We start from the raw sequence: 21,542 nt of genomic DNA on the forward strand, positions 1-21,542 counted from the left end.
CGAGCTCTCCTCAATGCTCAGCCCCCGACCCGCTACTTAACAGTTGGGTGGGACAAGGCAAGGCGTCAAGCTGGCATAAGATGTTGATGACGCTTGGGAAGCGTTGGTTCCCGGGAGCTTTGCCGAACGGGGGCAAGGTCTCAGCGCTCGCCGAACGACTCGAAAAAGTCCTTCATGCGGGCAAAGAAGCCGCTCGACTGGGGCGAGTTGTCCTTGGAGGACAACTGCTCGAACTCCTCCAGCAGCTCGCGCTGGCGGCGCGTCAGGTTCTGCGGCGTCTCGACCGCAGTCTGGATATAGAGGTCGCCGACATTGGGCTGACGCAGCACCGGCATGCCCTTGCCCTTCAGCCGGAACTGGCGGCCGTTCTGGGTGCCTTCGGTCACCTTCACCTTGGTCTGCGTGCCGTCGAGCGTGGTCACCTCGAAGGAGCCGCCAAGGGCGGCCGTCGTCATCGAGATCGGCACCTTGCAGTAAAGGTCGGCGCCGTCGCGCTGGAAGAATTCGTGCGGCTTGACCGCCAGGAAAATGTATAGGTCGCCGGACGGCCCGCCGCGCAGGCCGGCCTCGCCCTCATTGGCAAGGCGGATGCGGGTGCCGTCCTCGATGCCGGCCGGGATGTTGACCGACAGCGAACGCTCCTCGGTGACGCGGCCCTGGCCGGCGCATTTCGGGCAGGGGTCCTTGATGGTCTGGCCGCGGCCCTGGCATTGCGGGCAGGTGCGCTCGATCGAGAAGAAACCCTGCGTGGCGCGCACCTTGCCGTGGCCGTGGCACATGGCGCAGGTCGCCGGCTGGGTGCCTGGCTTGGCGCCGCTGCCGGCGCATTCAGTGCAGGAGAGCGAGGCAGGCACATGGATCTGCGCCGTCTTGCCGGAGAAGGCTTCCTCGAGCGTGATCTCCATATTGTAGCGCAGGTCGGCGCCGCGCTCGCGGCCGCCGGAAGAGCGGCGCTGGCGGCCGCCCATCATGTCGCCGAAGATATCCTCGAAGATGTCGGCGAAGCCGCCGGCGCCGAAACCATGGGCGGCGCCGTTCATGCCGCCCTGCTCGAAGGCGGCGTGACCAAAACGGTCGTAAGCCGCGCGCTTCTGCGGGTCCTTCAGCGTCTCGTAGGCTTCGTTGATTTCCTTGAACTTGTGCTCGCAGGCATGGTCGCCAGGGTTGCGGTCGGGATGGAACTGCATGGCGAGCTTGCGGAAAGCGCTCTTGAGTTCCTTCTCGTCGGCGCCTTTTTGCACGCCCAGCGTTTCGTAGAAATCAGCTTTCATTTTTTCCCGCTGTCCGGATGCTCAATGTCTTGAAGCATTGTTGGCGTCGTTTGCCGGCACTGGTTCGATTTAGGAGCGATATTGTCCGGATACTAGTGGGCAGCCCGGATCGCGAAGTGTTTTTCCGTCACTTTTTCTAATTGGGTTGCAAAAAAGCCCGGCTTTGCGCCGGGCTTTTCGCATAATTTGCCGTCAGCCGGCTCAGGCCGACTTCTTCTTGTCGTCGTCTTCGTCGATTTCCTCGAAGTCGGCGTCGACCACATCCGAGTCCTGGGCGGCGTCCGCCTTGGCATCGGCTTCGGCCGCTTCCTTCTGCGAGGCCTCGTACATGGCCTGGCCGAGCTTCATCGAAGCCTCGGCGAGCGACTGCGACTTGGCCTCGATGTCGGCCACGTCGTCGCCCTCGGTGGCGCTCTTCAGCGCGGCGATGGCGTCGGCGATCGCGGTGCGCTCGGTCTCGGAGACCTTGTCGCCATAGTCCTTGAGCGACTTCTCCGCCGAATGCACCAAAGCCTCGGCCTGGTTGCGGGCCTCGACCAGCGCACGGCGCTTCTTGTCCGCCTCGGCATTGGCCTCGGCGTCCTTGACCATCTTCTCGATGTCGGCGTCGGACAGGCCGCCGGACGCCTGGATGCGGATCTGATGCTCCTTGCCGGTGCCCTTGTCCTTGGCCGAGACGTTGACGATGCCGTTGGCGTCGATGTCGAAGGTGACCTCGATCTGCGGCACGCCGCGCGGGGCCGGCGGAATGCCGACTAGGTCGAACTGGCCGAGCATCTTGTTATCGGCGGCCATTTCGCGCTCGCCCTGGAAGACGCGGATGGTCACAGCCGACTGCGAGTCCTCGGCGGTCGAGAAGGTCTGGCTCTTTTTGGTCGGGATCGTCGTGTTGCGCTCGATCAGGCGGGTGAACACGCCACCCAGCGTCTCGATGCCCAGCGACAGCGGCGTCACGTCAAGCAGCAGCACGTCCTTGACGTCGCCCTGCAGCACGCCGGCCTGGATGGCGGCGCCGAGCGCCACGACCTCATCGGGGTTCACACCCTTATGCGGCTCCTTGCCGAAGAACTGCTTCACGATCTCCTGGATCTTGGGCATGCGGGTCATGCCGCCGACCAGGACCACTTCGTCGATCTCGCCGGCCTTCAGCCCGGCATCCTTGAGCGCCGCCTTGCAGGGCTCGATGGTGCGCTGGACGAGATCATCGACCAGCTGCTCGAACTTGGCGCGCGTCAGCTTCATCGTCAGGTGCTTCGGCCCGGTGGCGTCGGCGGTGATGAAGGGCAGGTTGATCTCGGTCTGCGTCGTCGACGACAGCTCGATCTTGGCCTTTTCGGCCGCTTCCTTCAGACGCTGCAGAGCGAGCTTGTCGTTCTTCAGGTCGATGCCCTGTTCTTTCTTGAACTCGGCCGCCAGGTACTCGACGAGCCGCATGTCGAAGTCCTCGCCGCCGAGGAAGGTGTCGCCATTGGTCGACTTCACCTCGAAGACGCCGTCGCCGATTTCGAGCACGGAAATGTCGAAGGTGCCGCCGCCAAGGTCATAGACGGCGATGGTCTTGCCGTCCTTCTTTTCCAGGCCGTAGGCAAGCGCCGCCGCGGTCGGCTCGTTGATGATGCGCAGCACTTCGAGGCCGGCGATCTTGCCGGCGTCCTTGGTGGCCTGGCGCTGGGCGTCGTTGAAATAGGCCGGAACGGTGATGACCGCCTTCTCGACCTTCTCGCCGAGATAGGCTTCCGCCGTTTCCTTCATCTTCTGCAGGATCATGGCCGAGATCTGGCTGGGCGACTGCTTCTTGCCGCCGGCCTCGACCCAGGCGTCGCCATTGTCGCCCTTGACGATCTTGTAGGGGACAAGCTTCTTGTCCTTCTCCGTCACCGGGTCGTCATAGCGGCGGCCGATCAGGCGCTTGACCGCGAAGATGGTGTTTTCCGGATTGGTGACCGCCTGGCGCTTGGCCGGCTGGCCGACGAGACGTTCGCCGTCATTGGAGATGGCGACGATGGAAGGCGTGGTGCGCGCGCCTTCAGCGTTCTCGATCACCTTGGGGTCCTTGCCATCCATGATGGCGATGCAGGAATTGGTGGTGCCGAGATCGATACCGATTACTTTTGCCATTGTTCTGGTCTCTCCTCTAAGCAGGCTCTCAGGACCCTGATAAGGCGTTCCAACGAAAGCCCCTGTTCACTAGAAATACCGCCAGGCGCCCGGTTTGCGGGGCTGAACGGCTTGGCGCGTATATAAGAACAGGCTGCACGGCGCGCAAGCATTCTGCGCAAGGCGTTCGCGATCCCTGTTCCCTGTGGGGAAAAGGCCTAAACCACGCGTATCGCAGCCGATTTGCCGTCCGGAACGGCCGGGTTTGCCGATTCCGCTACCGGCAAAATCGTCGCAGCGACCGCAATCAGTCCCCGAAAGCCTGCTCGCAAAGCGCCCGGAGCCTTGGAAAGATGGCCTTTCCGCCGGCGATGATCTGCGTTCCCTGGCCAAGCACCGTCTTCGGATCAGCCTTGAGCACCGCGCCGCCAGCCTCTTCGACCAGAAGCATGCCGGCAAGGCAATCCCAGGCGTTCATGTGCTCCTCGACATAGCCGAGCAGGCGGCCGGACGCGGCATAGGCGAGCATAAGCGCGCCGGACGCGTTGCGATAGAAGACGCCACCCTCGGCCATGATCAGGGCGACCAGCACGGCTACATGCGCGGTATCGGCCCGGTTCGAAAGTCCGGTGCCGACCGAGCCTTCGGTAAGCGCGGCGGCGCTGCTTGCCCGGACCGGTCGCCCGTTGACGAAGGCGCCGCCGCCGAGGCGGCCATAAAAAGTCTCGCCGGTCGACGGCTCGTGGATGACGCCGACAACCGTCTCGCCCTGCCTGGCGCAGGCGATGACCACGCACCAGGCCGGAATGCCGCGCACGAAATTGGCAGTGCCGTCGATCGGATCGATCACCCAGACGTCGCCGGTCTTGCCGGTCACCGCCGCGTGCTCCTCGCCGACGATGCCGTCGCCGGGATAGGCTTCCGCGATCGCCGCGCGGATGAACAGCTCGACCTCGCGGTCGGCCTCCGAGACCATATCCTGGTGGCCCTTGCTCTCGACGGTCAGGTTCTCGAGGTCGCGAAAATATTTCAACCCGAGCTCGCCGGCGCGGCGCGCCAGGTCGATGGCAAAATGCATGCGGTCGTCGAGGTCTTGGGTCATTGGGGGGGCTCGCGTTAGAGCAATTCCAGGAAAAGTGTGAAGGGGTTTTCCGTAGGAATTGCGTTTAAACAAAGAGGAGGGAGCCTGCCCTTAGCAGACGAGTATGTCAGGCAAAAGCCGCCAAGGTCAGGCGGCTTTCGACATCGCCTTGTGGACGTCGGCGAGGATCTCGAAGGAGCGGACCCGCGCCGCGTGGTCGAAGATCTGCGCCGTCACCATCAATTCGTCGGCGCCGGTGCGGCGCACGAAAGCGTCGATGCCCTGGCTCACCGTTTCCGGGGAGCCGACGACGGCGCAGGACAGCGCCTGCGACAGCATGGTTTTCGCCATCGGATCGAGGTCGCGGTCGTAGCCTTCGACCGGCGGCGGCAATTGGCCCGGCCTGCCGCTGCGCAGATTGACGAAGGCCTGCTGCAGCGAGGTGAAGAGCAGCTTGGCTTCGGCGTCGGTCGGGGCGGCGAAGACGTTGAGGCCGAGCATGACATGGGGCTTGTCGAGCTGCGCCGAGGGCTGGAAGCGTGTGCGATAGACCTCCAGCGCATGGTCGAGTTCGGCCGGCGCGAAATGCGAGGCGAAGGCATAGGGCAGGCCGAGTAGCGCGGCAAGCTGCGCGCCATAGAGGCTGGAGCCGAGGATCCAGACCGGCACGGTCTGGCCCTCGCCGGGCACGGCGCGGATGCGCTGGCCTTCCTCGGCCGGCTGGAAATAGCCCATCAGTTCGACGACGTCCTGAGGGAAGTTGTCGCTGGCCTCCAGATTGCGGCGCAACGCTCGCGCCGTCATCATGTCGGTGCCCGGCGCGCGGCCGAGCCCAAGGTCGATGCGGCCTGGGAAAAGTGCCGCCAGCGTGCCGAACTGCTCAGCAATGACCAGCGGCGCGTGGTTGGGCAGCATGATGCCGCCGGCGCCGACGCGGATCGTCTTGGTGCCGCCGGCGACATGCGCGATGACGACCGAAGTGGCGGCGCTGGCTATACCCGGCATGTTGTGATGCTCGGCCAGCCAGTAGCGCTTGTAGCCCAGACGCTCGGCATGGCGGGCAAGGTCGAGCGAATTGGCAAGCGACTGCGAGGCATTGCTGCCTTGGCCGATCGGCGACAGGTCGAGAACCGAAAGCGCGGTCATTTCTCAGGTCTCCACGATATGTTTTTCCCGCAGCTTCGCCTCGAAGGCGGCGCGGTCCGGAATGAGGATGGCGAGCTGGCTTTCCAACATGTCGACGAGTTCGGCCGCGGTCGCGATCTCGCGCTGCTCGGTGCGGCCGCCGGCGTGATGGACCGACAGCCGGTTGTTGCGCAGCGCATAGCGCCGGTCCGGCAAAGCACGGGCGGCGACCAGCGTCGACAGGAAATGCGAGCTCGGATGCGTCGACAGGAAATGGCTGGCGACGTGGTAGTCGACCTTATAGGCCTGGCTCAGGTCGAAGCGGTAGAGCGTGCGCCAATTGTCGGCACTATCGGCCCCGCCGATATTGGCCTGCAGGCGAAAGTCGTCGCCTGAGCCGGCAATACGGAAGGCCTCATGCGGCGTCTGCTGTTCGAGACCCGGCTCAAGCAGCAACGGCGCGGTCAGCGTCAGGCCGCCGAAGCCGACATCGGCGATATAGGTGCGTCCGCCGAGATCGATCCTGAGCAGCATGTGGCTGCGCGCAGTGACGGCGTCGTCCGGCTGGCCCCAGAGAACCCGCGCGGCGAGCCCGCCGACTGCAAAGCCCAGCGCTTCCAGCGCGTGCATGAAGACCAAATTGTGCTCGAAGCAATAGCCGCCGCGGCCCTGTCGGAAAATCTTGTCCTGCAGCGATGCGACATCGAGCCCGACCGAGACGCCCATCAGCGCATCGATGTTCTCGAACGGTATCGCCTGCGGGTGGGCCAAATGCAGCGCCCGCAGCGTGGCAAGCGAAGCATCCGTCGGCCCGCTGTAGCCGATGCGGGCGAAATAGGCATCGAGATCTAAGTTCATCGAGAGGCGGGTCCGGCGTGACCGGCCCGATATAGGCACTCACCAAGGGCGCCGCAAACAAAGGGCGGATTTTGGGATTGGGCCAGGGATTCAGGCGGTCTTTTGGTTGTTCGCCGGCGTCTCCTCGTCGGGCGCGAAACTCTGCTGCGCGGCGAGGAAATTGCCGACGGGGCTCAAGCCCTCGAAATGGTCGCAGAAGACTTTGATGACCACCAGCAGCGGCACCGCCATCAGCGCGCCGACGAAACCCCATAGCCACGACCAGAAGGCGATGGCGATGAAGATCGCCACCGCGTTGATCTCCAGCCTGCGGCCGACCACCATCGGCGTCACGAACTGGCCTTCGACGATGTCGCATAAAAGCACGAAGGCCGGCGCCAGCAGCGCGAAGGAGATCGAATCGAAGCTGATCAGCGCGATGACGCCGACCAGCATGATGGTCATGAGCGCGCCGACATAGGGCAGGAAGTTGAGCAGGGCGGCGGCCGCGCCCCAGACCAGCGGATTGGGCATGCCGAGCCCCCACAGGCCAAGCCCGATGACGGTGCCAAGGCCGGCATTGATGAGCGCGACTGTGAGCAGATAGTGCGAGATCTCGCGCTCGACGTCATAGACGACGCGCAGCGCCCGCTTCTTCTGGCTGAGGCTGGCGAAGGACTGCACGATCTTCTCGTAGAACAGCGTGCCGGAGGCGAGCAGGAACAGCGAAAGCACGAAGACGATGGTGATCGCGGTGCCGGCCTCCAATATATTGCCGGCAGCCGTCGACAGGATGCCGGACGGCGCCACCGCGACCTTCTGCACGCCCGGTTCCTGGGCGGTCTCGGTCAGCGCCTCCAGCTGATGCGCCAAATCCATCAGCCGTTCGAGCGGCCGCTTGAACTGCGCCAGCCGCTCGGTGAGCTGCTGGCCGATCGAATAGCTGTTGTTGATGAGGTCGATGACCGGGCCGCTGAGCAGGTAGCCCGCGGCGACGAAGACAAAGATGGAAAGCAGCACCAGAAGCGTCGCCGACACCACTTCCGGAATGCCGCGCTTCCTCAGGAAGCGGACGATGGGGGTCAGTGTCAGCGCTAGCAGGAAGGCGAGCATCACCGGCATGAAGAAGGCCCGGCCGAAATAGAGCGCGGCGGTCGCCATGAAGATGAAGATGCCGATGAGCAGCGAGCGCATCAGCCGCATATCGTTGCGTACCCCCTCGCGCGCCTCCGGCGTTTCGGCGACGCTGGCGCCCGAAGCGATCGTTTCGGTTTTCATCGGTTCCCTCGGCGGCACCGTAGCCGGTGCGATAGCCGGGGAAACGTGTTGAGCGTGCCAAGGTTCCGTTAGCGCCCGGTAACGGAACGACGTAACGGAACGACGCTCGTCAGGCCGCCGGGGCCGGGGCTATGACCTTCGCCGTTTCCTTGCGCACGATCGGCGCCACCTTGGTGCCGTAGAGCTCTATCGCCTTCATGATCTTGGCGTGCGGCATGGTGCCGATCGCCATCTGCAAGAGGAAGCGGTCGTTGTTGAAGATCTTGTGCTGGGCGACGATCTTTTCCGCCACCTGTTCGGGATTGCCGACGAAGAGAGCGCCGTTCGGACCGCGCGACTGGTCGAAATGGGCACGGGAGGTCGGACCCCAGCCGCGCTCGCGGCCAATGCGGTTCATCACCTCGGCCTGCGGGCCGTAGAAATCGTCGGCCGCCTGCTCGGTCGTGTCGGCGATGAAGCCGTGCACGTTGATGCTGGTGGCGAGCGAGGCCTGGTCGGTGCCAGCCCGTTTCGCCGCCTCGCGATAGACATCGAACAGCGGCGCGAAACGCGCCGGTTCGCCGCCGATGATGGCAAGCGCCAGCGGCAGGCCGAGCACGCCGGCGCGGGCGGCCGATTGCGGTGTGCCGCCGATGGCGATCCAGATCGGCAGCTTTTCCTGCAAGGGGCGCGGATAGACGCCGCGGCCGTTGATCGGCGCGCGTAAGCTCCCCTGCCACGTCACCTTGATCTGGTCGCGGATCGCCAGCAGCAAATCGAGCTTTTCGGCGAACAGCTCGTCATAGTCCTCGAGATTGTAGCCGAACAGCGGGAAGGATTCGATGAAGGAGCCGCGCCCGGCCATGATCTCGGCGCGGCCGTTCGACAGAAGATCGAGCGTCGCGAATTGCTGAAAGACGCGCACCGGATCGTCGGAGGATAGCACGGTGACGGCGCTGGTCAGCCGGATGCGCTTGGTGCGCTCGGCCGCCGCGGCCAGCGCCACCACCGGCGCCGAGGCGGCGTAGTCGGGGCGATGATGCTCGCCGAGGCCGAAGACGTCGAGGCCGACCTGGTCGGCCAGCTCGATCTCCTCGATCAGATTGCGCAGCCGCTCATGCGGGCCGATGGCGCCGGGACCGGGTTCCGGGCTGACATCGGCGAAAGTGTAGAGACCGAGTTCCATCTGCTGCATCCTGAGCTGTCATCTTGGCTTTGGGCTTCGGCGCTAGAGGTAGCGATGCACCGCGCCCCCCGCCAGTGGTGCGAACGGTGAACAGTCCATCGGCACTGGGCGTAGCTGCGCTGCAACAGCTCAGATTTTCATGGCTGGCATACCGATTTGGCGCTTGAACTCCCCGCTTTCGCGCGTATGTAAGCGTCGCGAATAGACTGCAAGGAAGTGGACTTGGCTATCTACAGGGAAAAAGACATTTTCGAGCGGCGCAATGCCGCGAACGAGGCAAAGAAGGCGCTGCTCGAGCGCTTCAAGGCAAAGCCGGCGGCGGACGATCCTGCCGTGCTGGCGCGCCAGGCCGAACGCAAAGCGATCCTCGCGGCCCGCGAAATCCGCGAAGCCGAGAAGGCAAGGCTGAAGCAGGAAAAGCTGGCGCGCGAAGCGGCCGAGAAGGCCGAGCGCGAAGCGGCTGCCGAAGCGGCCCGCATTGCAGCCGAAGAGGCTGCCGCGGCCGAGGCGAAGATCCGCGAAGCCGAAGAGACCGAGCGCATCTCGCGCCTGCTCTCCGACGAAGCCGAGCGCAAGGCCAAGCGCGATGCGCGCTACGCCGCCCGCAAGGCACGCGTCGGCCGGACCCCTCCGGGCTTCTCCGCGCGCTAACCGCCGGGTTCGTTCAAAAATGAATCAGGGTCGCCAAAAGCGGCCCTGATCGCGTTTGTCTTGAAGTCAGGCCACCAGCTTCAGCCCGACAATGCCGCTGACGATCAGACCGATGCAGGCAAGCCGCACCACGGTCGCCGGTTCGCCCAGCAGCCAGATGCCGAGCAGCGCCGTGCCGACGGTGCCGATCCCGGTCCACACCGCATAGGCCGTGCCCACGGGCAGCGTCTTCAGCGCCAGGCCGAGCAAGCCGAGGCTGACGACCATCGAGGCGACGGTGAGCACGGTCGGCAATGGTTTGGAGAAGCCGTCGGTATATTTCAGGCCGATCGCCCAGCCGATCTCGAACAGGCCGGCGAAAAACAGAAAAATCCAGGACATCGCAAGAACTCCGTCATTCCAGCATCGGTTGCGATGCTGGGGGCGGGTCGTCCCGGCCGGTTTTTCGGGGAAGCGAGGTCGTCCTCGCCCAGCAGATATAGGGAGCCTTATCCCCGATCAACAAAAACCGGCAGCATTCTCACGCCGCCGGTTTGAAACAATAAGCCGGATCGACTCGAGTCAGGCGGTTACTTTTCCTTGATGCGAATCGCCTTGACCGGCGGCGCCTTGAGCGCGGGGGCCGCTGCGGGCTTCTTGGCATCCTTCTTCGGCTTGCGGGCTTCCTTGCCTGCCTTCATCGCACCTTTAGCCATGATTCGCTCCTCCGATTGATGGACGCGAGGAGTGAAACAAGAGAAATGCCGGACTGCAAGAGGTTGCATCCGCTCATGAGGCCGGTCGGCCGGCTGTCAACCGATTTTCGGCGGCCAAACCTTGCTCGAGGTCCCGATTGTTGAACCTCGGGGCGCCCGATGCATTGCCTGTGGAGCTTCGGCCGGCCGGCCGCTAAGCTCGATGCATAAGTCGGGAAGTGGAAGCGGATGGCAGGGCATAGCGGTTCGAGACGGGTGATCTACGCCGCGCTGGCCGGCAACCTCGCGATCGCGCTGACCAAGTTCGCCGCGGCTCTCTTCACCGGTTCGTCCGCCATGCTGTCGGAAGGCGTGCATTCGCTGGTCGACACCGGCAATGGCGGGCTGCTGCTCTACGGCATGCATCGCGCCGCGCGTCCTGCAGACCGCACCCATCCGCTCGGCCACGGGCGCGAGCTCTATTTCTGGAGCTTCATCGTTGCGCTGCTGGTGTTCGCGCTCGGCGCCGGCGTCTCCTTTTATGAAGGCGTCATCCACATCATGGCGCCCGAGCCGGTCGTCAACGCCAAGGTCAACTATATCGTGCTCGGCCTCTCCTTCCTGTTCGAGGGCAGCTCCTGGCTGGTGGCGCTGAAGGAATTCCGACAGCAGAAGGGCCGGCAGGGCTGGCTGCAGGCCGTGCAGTCGAGCAAGGATCCGAGCGTCTATACCGTGCTGTTCGAGGACAGCGCCGCCTTGCTTGGCCTCATCGTCGCCTTCGCCGGCATATTGGCCGCGGAGTTGCTGGAGATGCCCAAGCTCGACGGCGTCGCCTCGATCGGCATCGCCGTCATCCTCGGCGCTACCGCCATCTTCCTGGCGCGCGAAAGCAAGGGCCTGCTGATCGGCGAGCCGGCCTCGCCCGACGTGCAGGAGAAGATGCTGGCGGTCGCGCAAAAAGACCCCGCCGTGCAGCGGGCGAACGGCGTTCTCACCGTCCACCTCGGGCCGCAGGAGATCGTCGCCGGCCTGAGCATCGAGTTCGAGGATCATCTCACCGCGCCGGAGATCGAGGCCTGCGTCGAGCGGCTGGAAGCGCGCTTCAAAAAGGAGATGCCGGAGGTCACCAGGCTGTTCGTCAAGCCGCAGACCGCTGGCACATGGGAGCAACGGCGCAAGGCCATCGCCGATGCCTCCGAGGGAGGATAGGCTTGGCGAAACTACAGGGAGGAATTCTTCGATGAGGATCGACGGCGGATGCCATTGCGGCGCGATTGCCTATGAAGCGGAGGTCGACCCGGAAAAGACCTCGATCTGCCACTGCACGGATTGCCAACAGCTGACAGGCACCGCGTTCCGCGTGACGGTCCCGGCGCCGGAGAGCGACTACCGCATCACCAGGGGCACGCCCAAGGTCTATATCAAGACCGGAGCGTCCGGCGCCAAGCGCGCGCAGGGCTTTTGCGGCGAATGCGGCTCGCATCTTTATGCCACCTCGGTGGGCGACGGGCCGAAAGTGTATGGCATCCGGGTCGGCACGGCGCGCCAGCGCGAGGAGTTGGTGCCGAAAAAGCAGGTCTGGCACCGCTCGGCATTGCACTGGCTGCCGGCGTTCGAGGAGATGACGACTGTCGAAGGGCAGTAGACAAAGGAACCGGAAGACCGCGACCGTCCTTTTGCGCCTGCGCCGCCGGTAGCTGGCGACACTTTTCCAAGAAACCCGGTTTGGTTGGAAGGATTTAACTCTACAAACCCGATAGAATTAGCGGACGATAGAAAGGCAATCCGGTTTCTCGGGGTTTATGGAGCCTTTCAATGTCAATCCTTTCACGACGCATTCTGCTTCTGTCGTCGGCTGCTGCTCTCGCAGGAGCCGCCTTGCTCGGTCCGGCCTCGGCCGAGGACCTAAAGATCACCATCGGCTACCAGACGGTGGTCGAGCCATCGAAAGTGCCGCAGGCCGACGGCGCCTATGAAAAGGCGACCAAGGCCGCGATCGACTGGCGCAAGTTCGATTCCGGCGCCGACGTCATCGCCGCGATCGCCTCCGGCTCGGTCGATATCGGCTATGTCGGGTCGAGCCCGCTGGCCGCGGCCGCCAGCCGCGAGCTGCCGATCCAGACCATCTTCGTCGTCGGCCTGATCGGGCCGTCGGAAGCTCTGGTCGCCCGCAATGGCTCAGGCATCGAGAAGGTCGCCGACCTCGCCGGCAAGAAGGTCGCCGTGCCGTTCGTCTCGACCACGCATTACAGCCTGCTTGCGGCGCTCAAGCATGAAGGCGTCGATCCGAAGTCGGTCGAGATCCTCAATCTGAGGCCGCCGGAGATCGCCGCCGCCTTCGCGCGCGGCGACATCGACGCGGCCTATGTCTGGGATCCGGCGCTCGGCCAGGTCAAGACCACCGGCAAGGTGGTGCTGGACTCTTCGCAGGTCGCGGCCTGGGGCGCGCCGACCTTCGACGCCTGGATCGTGCGCACCGATTTCGCCGAAAAACATCCCGAGGCCGTGCGCGACTTCGTCAAGGTGACCGGCGCCGCCTATGCCCAGTTCCTGGCAAAGCCGGAAGCCTGGTCCGTCTCTTCGCCGGAAGCCGGCAAGATCGCCAAGCTCACCGGCGCCAAACTGGAAGAGGTGCCGGAGCTGCTCAAGGGCTATGTCTTCCCGACGCTCGACGAGCAGGCCTCCGACAAGTTCCTTGGCGGCGCGACGGTGCAGGCGATCGCGGCGACCTCGGCCTTCCTCAAGGAGCAGGGCAAGATCGACGCGGTGCTGCCCGACTATTCGAAATATGTGACGGCGAAATACGCCAGCGAGGCGCTCGCGTCGAACTGACATGTTTCTCCAGGCAATTTCGGAAGGATGACCGCCTTTCCGGGATTGCCCGACAAGCGCGGCCCCTCTTCCCTGGCCTTGCGCTTGCCTGCCCCGGGACCGCTTTACGAGGAGCGCTTCGGGGCAGGCCCCAATACCCAGCCGAGGTTCCCCATGCCGCATCTCGTTCTCGACAAGGTCAGCGTCCATTATGACGGCCAGCCGCAGCCTGCGGTCGAGCGCGTCTCGCTCGATATCGGCAAAAGCGATTCTGGTAGGGGCGATTTCGTCGTGCTGGTCGGCCGCTCCGGCTGCGGCAAGACCTCGCTGCTCAACGTTGCCGCCGGCCTGGTCGCGCCCGCGCGCGGCCAGGCCACCGTGAGCGGCAGGCCGATCACCGCGCCCGGACCCGACCGCGCCGTCGTCTTCCAGAACGACGCGCTGTTTCCCTGGCTGACCGCCCGCGAGAATGTGGCTTTCGCGCTGCGGCTGCGTGGCGTGCCCGCCGACAAACGGGCGCGGCGCGCCGACGAGTTGCTCAAGCTGGTCAAGCTTGCCGATGCCGGCGACAAGCGCATCTGGGAGCTTTCCGGCGGCATGCGCCAGCGTGTCGGGCTGGCCCGCGCCTTGGCAGCCGAACCGGAATTCCTGCTGCTCGACGAGCCGCTCGGCGCGCTGGACGCGCTGACGCGCGAGCGCATGCAAACGACGCTGCTCGATCTGTGGGCAGCGTCCAGGGTCGGCGTGCTGATGGTGACGCATGGCATCGAGGAAGCGCTGGTGCTCGCTACCCGCATCGTGGTGCTGGCGCCCGGACCCGGCCATGTGGTGCGGACCTTCGAAACGCATTTCGGCCGCCGCTACGCCGCCGGCGAGCCGATCCGCGCCATCAAGGCCGATCCGGCCTTCGCCGCGGCCCGCGCCGAGTTGACCGACGCGATCTTCGAAGGAGAAGCGGCATGAGCGTCAGCGCCTATAGCGAACGTCCAGCCGCGAAAGCCGGCGAGACCGACGGTTTTTCCGTGCCGTGGTCGCGGCCCCGGCCCAGGCGCGCGGTGTCGGCGCGGCTGGTCAGCTTGATTACCATTCTCATCCTGCTCGCCGCCTGGACGATCGCCGCCCAGCTGAAACTCGTCTCGCCGGTCTTCCTGCCTTCGCCGGCGGCGGTGTGGACGAAATTCGTCGTGGTGGCCCGCGACGGCTTCGTCGACGCGACGCTGTTGCAGCATCTCACCGCCAGTCTCTGGCGCGTTTTCGCGGCGCTGATCGCGGCGATCCTCGTCGGCGTTCCGGTCGGGCTCGCCATCGGCATCAGCAGGATCGGGCGCGGCGTGTTCGACCCGCTGCTCGAATTCCTGCGGCCGATCCCGCCGCTCGCCTATCTGCCGCTGATCGTCATCTGGTTCGGCATCGGCGAGCCGTCGAAGATCCTGGTCATCACCATCGCCATGCTGGCGCCGGTGGCGTTGTCGACTGCCGCCGGGGTGCGCGGGGTTTCGCGAGAACGCGTCGATGCGGCTCGCTCGCTGGGTGCGACGCGCGCCCAGGTCGTGCGCCATGTCATCCTGCCCAGCGCGCTTCCTTCCATCCTCACCGGCCTGCGCATCGCACTCGGCGCCGGCTGGTCGACGCTGGTCGCGGCCGAACTGGTGGCGGCGACGCGCGGGCTCGGCTTCATGATCCAGTCGGCGGCGCAGTTCCTCGTCACCGATGTGGTGGTGATGGGCATCCTGGTGATCGCCATCATCGCCTTTGCGCTCGAATTCGTCATCCGCCGGATCGAGCGGGTGCTGGTGCCCTGGGCGGGGCGGGATTGAGGGACGCGAAGGAGAAGGACGATGACCCATGCCACGGCGCTGCTTTTCGCCCATGTCGGCAGCTGGCTTTTGCGGCTTCCAACCGACAACGCGCCGTCGGGCCGCGAGCCGAAATCGCCGGCCCCGGTCAAGCTCAACGCCGAACGCGACCGCCTGCCGCCCCGCGACGAAAGTTTCTATTGGGCCTGGCAATACTGGTCCCAGTGATGCCGGCGCGCTGATCCGCCATTTCCCGACTCCAACTAGAAAATGAATCCGGCTTTCGAGGACAACTCGCAAGATCATTCCTCTACTAAATTTATAGATTTACCTAACCTGATCCCATTCAACCCAGCGGGGCGCCGTTTGGCACCCCAATCGAGCGAGAGGGATCAATGCTCCATCTGACGAGACGCGTTTTCGGCTTCGGCCTGCTGGCGGCGACCGTCGCCCTCGGCGCTTTCGGCGCCCATGCGCAAGAGCTCAAGCAGTTCAACATCGGCTACCAGAAGACCGGCCTGCCGGTCATCGCCAGGCAGCAGCAATTCATCGAGAAGGCGCTCGCCGACAAGGGCGTGACGGTCAAATGGGTCGAGTTCACCGCCGGTCCGCCGCTGGTCGAGGCCTTGAACGCAGGCGCCATCGATGTCGGCTGGACGGGCGACGCGCCGCCGATCTTCGGCCAGTCGGCCGGCGCCAACATCGTCTATGCGGCGGCGCTGCCGCCCAATGGCGACGGCGAGGCGATCTTCGTCAAGCAGGCCTCGCCGATCCAGTCGCTCGCCGACCTGAAAGGCAAGCGGATCGGCGTCGGCAAGGGCACCAGTGCGCACAACCTGCTGGTCGCGGCGCTCGAAAAGGCCGGCATCCCGTTCGACCAGATCACGCCGGTCTATCTCGGCCCACCGGACGCCGCGGCCGCCTTCGCCGCCGACCAGATCGATGCCTGGGCGGTGTGGGATCCGTTCTTCGCCATCGCCGAGACGCGCTACCAGCCGCGCGTGCTCGCCCGCTCGAGCGAGGTGCTCAAGGTCAACACCTATTTCCTCGCCAACAAGGATTTCGCCAAGGCGCATCCCGACTTCGTCTCGACGACCATCGCTTCGCTGGGCGACGCAGCCAAATGGGCCGACCAGAACCGTGACAAGGTGGCCGAGGCGCTGCATGAGGTGACCGGCGTGCCGCTCGATGCCCAGACGATCGCCGCCAACCGTGCCAAGTTCGGCATCTTCCCGATCACTGACGAGATCGTCGCCAGCCAACAGGCGACCGCCGACCGCTTCTTCAAGCTAGGCCTGATCCCGAAAGCGGTGAGGATTTCCGACGCCGTGTGGACCGCTCCCGGCAACTGACGCTTTTCCACCTCCGGCGCCAGGCACGTTGCCCGGCGCCGCTGCCTTTTTGACCGCAATTCCGGGACATCGACATGACCGCACCCGAAGGCGCCGCGCCGCTCGATTTCTTCTGGTTCATCCCGACGCATGGCGACGGGTCCTATCTCGGCACCGAGAAGCAGCAGCGGCCGCCGGAGTTCGGCTACTTCAAGGAAGTCGCGCAGGCCGTCGACCGGCTCGGCTTTCCCGGCGTGCTGTTGCCGACCGGCCAGAATTGCGAAGATTCCTGGATCACCGCCACCGGCCTCGCCGCGCTCACCGAAAAGCTGAAATTCCTGGTGGCGCTCAGGCCCGGCGTGACGCTGCCGACCTTCGCGGCGCGCCAGACCGCGGCGCTCGACAGGCTGAGCAACGGCCGGCTCCTGCTCAATGTCGTGGTCGGCGGCAATCCGACCGAGCTTGCTGGCGACGGCGTGTTCCTGCCGCATGACGAGCGCTACGCGCAGGCGCATGAATTCCTCACCATCTGGCGCGGCCTTGTTTCCGGCGAGCGGGTGAATTTCGACGGCCGCTACTACCGCGTCGAGAACGGGCGCCTGGACCTCCTGCCGCACCAGGAGCGGCCGCCGCTCTATTTCGGCGGCTCGTCCGACGCTGGACAGGAGCTCGCCGCCGACCTCGTCGACATGTACCTGACCTGGGGCGAGCCGCCGCGCCAAGTGGCGGAAAAGATCGCGGCGGCGCGCGCCAGGGCGGCAGCGCGCGGCCGGACATTGCGTTTCGGCATCAGGCTGCATTTCATCGTGCGCGAGACCGAGGACGAGGCCTGGCGCGCTGCCGAGCGGCTGATCAGCCACGTCACCGACGCCCAGGTCGAAAACGCGCAGGTGCGCTTCCTCAAGGAGATGGATTCGGTCGGCCAGCGGCGCATGGCCGAATTGCATGGCGGCCGCCGGGACAAGCTGGTGGTGTCGCCCAATCTGTGGGCCGGCGTCGGCCTGGTGCGCGGCGGCGCCGGCACGGCGCTTGTCGGCACGCCGCAACAGATCGTCGAGCGCGTCCGCGAATACCAGGCGATCGGCATCGACACCATCATCGGCTCCGGCTACCCGCATCTGGAGGAAGCCTACCGCGTCGCCGAGCTCTTGTTCCCGCTCCTCGGCCTCGGCACCAGTCGTCTCAGGGCGCATCGCGACATCGCCAACGAGTTCACGGTCGGCTTCCATGGCGCCGCCCGCTTGCAGGCGGCGTCATGAGCCCGGTCGCGCGACTCGTTCGCAACGGCGCCGCCGGCTGGCTGCTGCCGGCGGCAATCATCGCCGGCTGGGAAGCCGCCGCGCGTGCCGGCCTGATCCCGGCCAACGTGCTGCCGGCGCCAAGCGCGGTGGCGGAGGCCTTCTGGCGGCTGACGCTGTCGGGCGAGCTGGTCCGCAATATCGGCGTCTCGACGCTGCGCGCGCTCTCGGGCTTCGTCATCGGCGGCGCCATCGGCTTCGCGCTCGGCCTCGCCAACGGGCTGTCGACGCTCAGCCGCGGGCTGACCGACACGACTCTGCAGATGATCCGCAACATCCCGCATCTGGCGCTGATCCCGCTGGTGATCCTGTGGTTCGGCATCGACGAGGAAGCAAAGCTTTTCCTGGTAGCGCTCGGCGTGTTCTTTCCGATCTACGTCAACACGCTGCTCGGCATCCAGAGCGTCGATCCGCAGCTCGTCGAAATGGGCCGGGTCTATGGCATGGACAGCCGTGCGCTGTTCTTCCGGGTGATCCTGCCGGGCGCGCTGCCGTCGATCTTCGTCGGCCTGCGCTATGCGCTCGGCATCATGTGGCTGACGCTGATCGTCGCCGAGACGATCTCGGCCAGCTCCGGCCTCGGCTATATGGCGATGCAGGCGCGCGAGTTCCTTTTGATCGACGTCGTCGTGCTGTCGATCCTGATATACGCGCTGCTCGGCAAGCTTGCCGATAGCCTCGCCCGCCTGCTCGAGCGGCTGTCGCTCGGCTGGCATCCCGCCTTCCAGCGCCGATGAGGTCCGCCATGCCGGCCGCCAGCCTGACCGCCATCCGTCCGTTGGTCGCCCCGCCGCAGCTCTACAGGCCGGCCGAGGCTCCCGATCGGCCGCGCGCCTTCGCCTTCCAAGGCGTAGGCAGACGTTTCGGCGACAAGACCGTGCTCGACGGCATCGACCTCGAGGTGCCGTCCGGGCAGTTCGTGGCCGTCATCGGCAAGAGCGGCTGCGGCAAGAGCACGCTGCTCAGGCTGCTGGCCGGGCTCGACCGGCCGACCTCCGGCGCGCTCGCCTTCGACGCCGGCGATGCAGGCGGGGGCCGCACGCGTTTCATGTTCCAGGAGCCAAGGCTCCTGCCCTGGGCCAGCGTGGCGCGGAACGTTGAGGTCGGGCTTACCGGCATCGCGTCCGGCGCCGAGGCGCGCCAGCGCGCGCTGGCCATGCTCGACGCGGTTGGGCTCGCCGACCGCGCCGAAGAGTGGCCGTCCGTGCTTTCCGGCGGCCAGAAGCAGCGCGTGGCGCTGGCCCGCGCGCTGGTCGGTCGGCCGCGGATCCTGGCGCTCGACGAGCCGCTCGGCGCGCTCGACGCGCTCACCCGCATCGAGATGCAGCAGCTTCTGGAGCGAATCTGGCTCGACCAGAAATTTACCGCCGTGCTGGTGACGCACGACGTGGCCGAAGCAGTGGCGCTTGCCGATCGTGTCGTGGTCATCAGCGCCGGCCGGATCGCGCTCGATCTCGCCGTGCCGGTGGCGCGCCCACGCCGGCGCGGCTCGGCCGAGCTTGCCAGCCTGGAGGGCAGGATCCTGGATCAGCTGTTCAACCGGGACTGACCGGCAGCCCGTGTTGCTCCGGTGGCCGCGCGGCTCAGATCCGCCGGCGGTTCGCCCAGTAGAGTCCGATGAGGCCGACCAGCATGGTGACGATCCCGATATAGAGCCACTGGCGCTGACCGGTCATGAAGGAGCCGTGCACCAGCCCCAGGCCCTGTAGCGACCACAGCGCGCCGATGCCAAGCACCAGCAGCGCCAGCACAATTCTGATCAATCGCATCGGCCAATCCTCCTTTGAAAGTCGATCCTGAGAGGCAGCGGGCGCGCATCAAAAGACCCTCAGCAAGCGAAGTAGTTCCGCTTCGCTCTACTTGTAATCTTGTCGGTCGATCTTGCCCGAAATGGGTTCGGAAGCGGCTCGATATTCATTGAGAATACGCCGGCGAGGCGCCGTCAATATCATGACAAACTGTTTCGCGGCGACTCCAAACGTGTGCCCTCGCCACGGAACCGCCAGATCAATGCCGCATTTCCTGCCTCATTCGATACTTAACGGCGGGGCTATCTGTTAACGGAGCCATCCCCAAAAGATGAAGAAGATTAACCAGACCGCGCTTGTCGCGGTAACGATCGCGGCTGGCCTGATGGCCGGCGCCTCGTCCGCCTCCTCCGCCGCCGCGCAGTGCGGCCGCGCTTCCTGGTATGCGCTGCATTCCAGAACCGCCTCAGGGGAACGCATGAACCCCTCGGCCATGACCGCCGCCCATCGCAGCCTGCCCTTCGGCACCAAGCTCAGGGTCACCAACAAGGACAACGGCCGCAGCGTCATCGTGCGCATCAACGATCGCGGTCCGTTCGTGAAGGGCCGTGTGCTGGACCTGTCCCGCGGCGCCGCCAGCCAGCTCGGCTTTATCGGCTCCGGCCACACCGCCGTCTGCATGGCGCGCGTCTGAACGATAGCTTCCAAGACCATGATCTTTCGCAAGACCTGGATCATGGTCTGGCGTCCGGCAGAGGGGCCGGACACATATCCTTCACATTTCGGCAGCGCACATTGAGCCGGCTCCGGCTCCAGTGGCCGGTTTTCAACAGTTTGGACCAAGGATGCATTCGTCAGACAAAATGACGTATTGCATCGCAACAATATCTTGTTAACCTCCGCGCGAGACATTCAAGGCTCGGCGCTGTTCGTCGTCCCTTTTTTGGTCGTCGGACGGCAGCGGGGTTGTCGATGTTCTACCAGCTCTACGAACTAAACCATGCGGCGCTGCAGCCGGCGCGACTTTACGCCGACGCGGTCCGATTGTTCTACTCCAACCCGCTCAACCCGGTTTCGCACACGGCCTTCGGTCGCTCCGTCGCGGCGACCGCCGAATTGTTCGAGCGCACCACGCGCCGCTACGGCAAGCCGCAGTTCGGCCTGAACAAGACGGTGGTCGACTGGAAAAACGTCGACGTCACCGAAAAGACCGTGTGGTCGAAGCCGTTCTGCAACCTCATCCGCTTCGAGCGTTCGCTGCCCGCCGGCCGCAAGGCCGACCCGAAGCTGCTGATCGTGGCGCCGATGTCGGGCCACTATGCGACGCTGCTGCGCGGCACGGTGGAGGCGATGCTGCCCTATGCCGACGTGCACATCACCGACTGGGTCGATGCCCGCATGGTGCCGCTGTCGCAGGGCAGCTTCGATCTCGACGACTATATCGACTATGTGATCGATATGTTCCATGCGCTCGGCCCCGACACGCATGTGATGGCGGTGTGCCAGCCTTCGGTGCCGGTGCTGGCGGCGGTGGCGCTGATGGAAAAGCGCGGCGATCCCTTCGTGCCGGCGACTATGACGCTGATGGGCGGACCGATCGATACGCGCCGCAACCCGACCGCGGTCAATCTGCTGGCCGAGGAAAAGGGCATCGACTGGTTCCGCGACAATGTCGTGATGCGGGCGCCCTGGCCGGTGCCGGGCTTCGGCCGCGAGGTCTATCCAGGCTTCCTGCAATTGTCGGGCTTCATGAGCATGAATCTCGACCGCCACATCATCGCCCACAAGGACTTCTTCATGCACCTTGTGAAGCATGACGGCGACAATGCCGAGAAGCATCGCGACTTCTATGACGAGTATCTGGCGGTCATGGACCTGACCGCCGAATTCTACCTGCAGACGGTCGATACCGTGTTCGTGCGGCACGCCTTGCCGAAGGGCGAGATGAAGCATCGCGGCGAGCCGGTCGACACCAAGGCGATCCGCAACGTCGCGCTGCTCACCATCGAGGGCGAGAACGACGACATTTCCGGGCTCGGCCAGACCCAGGCGGCGCATGACCTGTGCGTCAACATCCCGGCCGACAAGCGCGTCCACTATATGCAGCCGGCCGTCGGCCATTATGGCGTCTTCAACGGCTCGCGCTTCCGCTCGGAAATCGTGCCGCGCATCGCCGACTTCATTGCCAGCTACGGCCGCCAGCAGCGCGTGGCCGCCAAGCCGAAGCTCGTGCGCTCCGCCAAGAGCTGAGCAAAAAACCCTTCATCAATGAGCCGCCATCCCGGCGGCCATCCGTGTTGCCCTGTCGCTTCTGTTGCGAAACTGCCGCTACGGGACCGCGCGGGTAACCATGCCGTCAAACAAGCCGCTGTCCCTAAT

General features: G+C 65.2%; 23 protein-coding genes. 13 read left to right on the top strand and 10 right to left on the bottom strand.

The window, feature by feature from the left end:
• Nucleotides 1–140: 140 nt before the first annotated feature.
• From dnaJ to FJ988_RS10760, 7 genes are all read right to left on the bottom strand, one after another.
• Nucleotides 141–1,271, bottom strand: coding sequence for a molecular chaperone DnaJ (dnaJ, locus tag FJ988_RS10730; RefSeq protein ID WP_140817284.1), 1,131 nt, complete (start codon nucleotides 1,269–1,271; stop codon nucleotides 141–143).
• 201 nt (nucleotides 1,272–1,472) lie between these two features.
• On the bottom strand, nucleotides 1,473–3,389 hold the full coding sequence (gene dnaK, locus FJ988_RS10735) for a molecular chaperone DnaK (protein WP_140817286.1): 1,917 nt from the start codon (nucleotides 3,387–3,389) through the stop codon (nucleotides 1,473–1,475).
• A gap of 286 nt (nucleotides 3,390–3,675) precedes the next feature.
• Nucleotides 3,676–4,470, bottom strand: a complete 795-nt coding sequence (locus FJ988_RS10740) for an inositol monophosphatase family protein (protein ID WP_140817289.1) — start codon at nucleotides 4,468–4,470, stop codon at nucleotides 3,676–3,678.
• A 126-nt stretch (nucleotides 4,471–4,596) separates the two neighbouring features.
• Nucleotides 4,597–5,595 carry an LLM class flavin-dependent oxidoreductase gene (locus FJ988_RS10745; RefSeq protein ID WP_140817291.1) on the bottom strand — a complete coding sequence of 333 codons (999 nt, stop codon included), beginning with the start codon at nucleotides 5,593–5,595 and terminating at the stop codon, nucleotides 4,597–4,599.
• A 3-nt stretch (nucleotides 5,596–5,598) separates the two neighbouring features.
• A complete protein-coding gene (locus FJ988_RS10750; protein ID WP_140817293.1) occupies nucleotides 5,599–6,432 on the bottom strand; it encodes an arylamine N-acetyltransferase in 834 nt (277 codons plus the stop codon).
• A 90-nt stretch (nucleotides 6,433–6,522) separates the two neighbouring features.
• Nucleotides 6,523–7,689 (bottom strand): AI-2E family transporter, encoded by a 1,167-nt coding sequence (locus FJ988_RS10755; protein WP_140817295.1) that lies wholly within the window; start codon nucleotides 7,687–7,689, stop codon nucleotides 6,523–6,525.
• Between the two features lie 109 nt (nucleotides 7,690–7,798).
• Nucleotides 7,799–8,854 (bottom strand): LLM class flavin-dependent oxidoreductase, encoded by a 1,056-nt coding sequence (locus tag FJ988_RS10760; protein ID WP_140817297.1) that lies wholly within the window; start codon nucleotides 8,852–8,854, stop codon nucleotides 7,799–7,801.
• A 222-nt stretch (nucleotides 8,855–9,076) separates the two neighbouring features.
• On the opposite strand from FJ988_RS10760, the gene FJ988_RS10765 reads away from it, so the two are divergent.
• Nucleotides 9,077–9,505: a DUF6481 family protein gene (locus FJ988_RS10765; protein ID WP_140817299.1), complete on the top strand. Its 429-nt coding sequence runs from the start codon at nucleotides 9,077–9,079 to the stop codon at nucleotides 9,503–9,505.
• A gap of 66 nt (nucleotides 9,506–9,571) precedes the next feature.
• On the opposite strand, the gene sugE is transcribed toward FJ988_RS10765, so the two are convergent.
• Together sugE and FJ988_RS31370 are read right to left on the bottom strand one after the other, a co-directional pair.
• The gene (gene sugE, locus FJ988_RS10770; RefSeq protein WP_140817301.1) at nucleotides 9,572–9,886 is read right to left on the bottom strand and encodes a quaternary ammonium compound efflux SMR transporter SugE; all 315 of its coding nucleotides are present in this window, start codon (nucleotides 9,884–9,886) and stop codon (nucleotides 9,572–9,574) included.
• 188 nt (nucleotides 9,887–10,074) lie between these two features.
• The gene (locus tag FJ988_RS31370) at nucleotides 10,075–10,200 is read right to left on the bottom strand and encodes a hypothetical protein (RefSeq protein ID WP_080680894.1); all 126 of its coding nucleotides are present in this window, start codon (nucleotides 10,198–10,200) and stop codon (nucleotides 10,075–10,077) included.
• 228 nt (nucleotides 10,201–10,428) lie between these two features.
• On the opposite strand from FJ988_RS31370, the gene FJ988_RS10780 reads away from it, so the two are divergent.
• From FJ988_RS10780 to FJ988_RS10825, 10 genes are all read left to right on the top strand, one after another.
• Entirely contained in the window at nucleotides 10,429–11,388 is a 960-nt protein-coding gene (locus FJ988_RS10780; protein ID WP_140817304.1) for a cation diffusion facilitator family transporter, read from the top strand.
• Between the two features lie 31 nt (nucleotides 11,389–11,419).
• Entirely contained in the window at nucleotides 11,420–11,824 is a 405-nt protein-coding gene (locus FJ988_RS10785) for a GFA family protein (RefSeq protein ID WP_140817306.1), read from the top strand.
• Nucleotides 11,825–11,994: 170 nt separating this feature from the next.
• Nucleotides 11,995–13,011, top strand: a complete 1,017-nt coding sequence (gene tauA / locus FJ988_RS10790) for a taurine ABC transporter substrate-binding protein (protein ID WP_140817309.1) — start codon at nucleotides 11,995–11,997, stop codon at nucleotides 13,009–13,011.
• Nucleotides 13,012–13,164: 153 nt separating this feature from the next.
• Entirely contained in the window at nucleotides 13,165–13,953 is a 789-nt protein-coding gene (locus FJ988_RS10795) for a taurine ABC transporter ATP-binding protein (protein ID WP_140817311.1), read from the top strand.
• Entirely contained in the window at nucleotides 13,950–14,807 is an 858-nt protein-coding gene (locus FJ988_RS10800; protein ID WP_140817313.1) for an ABC transporter permease subunit, read from the top strand. Before FJ988_RS10795 ends, FJ988_RS10800 begins: the two co-directional genes overlap by 4 nt.
• Before the next feature lie 21 nt (nucleotides 14,808–14,828).
• Nucleotides 14,829–15,014 carry a hypothetical protein gene (locus FJ988_RS10805; protein WP_140817315.1) on the top strand — a complete coding sequence of 62 codons (186 nt, stop codon included), beginning with the start codon at nucleotides 14,829–14,831 and terminating at the stop codon, nucleotides 15,012–15,014.
• A gap of 167 nt (nucleotides 15,015–15,181) precedes the next feature.
• Nucleotides 15,182–16,138, top strand: coding sequence for a sulfonate ABC transporter substrate-binding protein (locus FJ988_RS10810; protein ID WP_140817317.1), 957 nt, complete (start codon nucleotides 15,182–15,184; stop codon nucleotides 16,136–16,138).
• A gap of 74 nt (nucleotides 16,139–16,212) precedes the next feature.
• Complete coding sequence (ssuD, locus tag FJ988_RS10815; protein ID WP_140817319.1) at nucleotides 16,213–17,376, top strand: FMNH2-dependent alkanesulfonate monooxygenase; 1,164 nt, start codon at nucleotides 16,213–16,215, stop codon at nucleotides 17,374–17,376.
• Nucleotides 17,373–18,152, top strand: coding sequence for an ABC transporter permease subunit (locus tag FJ988_RS10820; RefSeq protein ID WP_140817321.1), 780 nt, complete (start codon nucleotides 17,373–17,375; stop codon nucleotides 18,150–18,152). Before ssuD ends, FJ988_RS10820 begins: the two co-directional genes overlap by 4 nt.
• An 8-nt stretch (nucleotides 18,153–18,160) precedes the next feature.
• A complete protein-coding gene (locus FJ988_RS10825; RefSeq protein WP_140817322.1) occupies nucleotides 18,161–18,964 on the top strand; it encodes an ATP-binding cassette domain-containing protein in 804 nt (267 codons plus the stop codon).
• 34 nt (nucleotides 18,965–18,998) lie between these two features.
• Here FJ988_RS10825 and FJ988_RS10830 read toward each other — a convergent pair whose 3' ends face one another.
• Nucleotides 18,999–19,184 carry a hypothetical protein gene (locus tag FJ988_RS10830; protein WP_140817324.1) on the bottom strand — a complete coding sequence of 62 codons (186 nt, stop codon included), beginning with the start codon at nucleotides 19,182–19,184 and terminating at the stop codon, nucleotides 18,999–19,001.
• A 310-nt stretch (nucleotides 19,185–19,494) separates the two neighbouring features.
• On the opposite strand from FJ988_RS10830, the gene FJ988_RS10835 reads away from it, so the two are divergent.
• Together FJ988_RS10835 and FJ988_RS10840 are read left to right on the top strand one after the other, a co-directional pair.
• Nucleotides 19,495–19,857 carry a septal ring lytic transglycosylase RlpA family protein gene (locus FJ988_RS10835; protein WP_140817326.1) on the top strand — a complete coding sequence of 121 codons (363 nt, stop codon included), beginning with the start codon at nucleotides 19,495–19,497 and terminating at the stop codon, nucleotides 19,855–19,857.
• Between the two features lie 278 nt (nucleotides 19,858–20,135).
• Nucleotides 20,136–21,413, top strand: coding sequence for a polyhydroxyalkanoate depolymerase (locus FJ988_RS10840; protein WP_140817328.1), 1,278 nt, complete (start codon nucleotides 20,136–20,138; stop codon nucleotides 21,411–21,413).
• Nucleotides 21,414–21,542 lie beyond the last annotated feature (129 nt).

This window comes from Mesorhizobium sp. CU3 (assembly GCF_006442965.1).
Classification (GTDB): domain Bacteria; phylum Pseudomonadota; class Alphaproteobacteria; order Rhizobiales; family Rhizobiaceae; genus Mesorhizobium.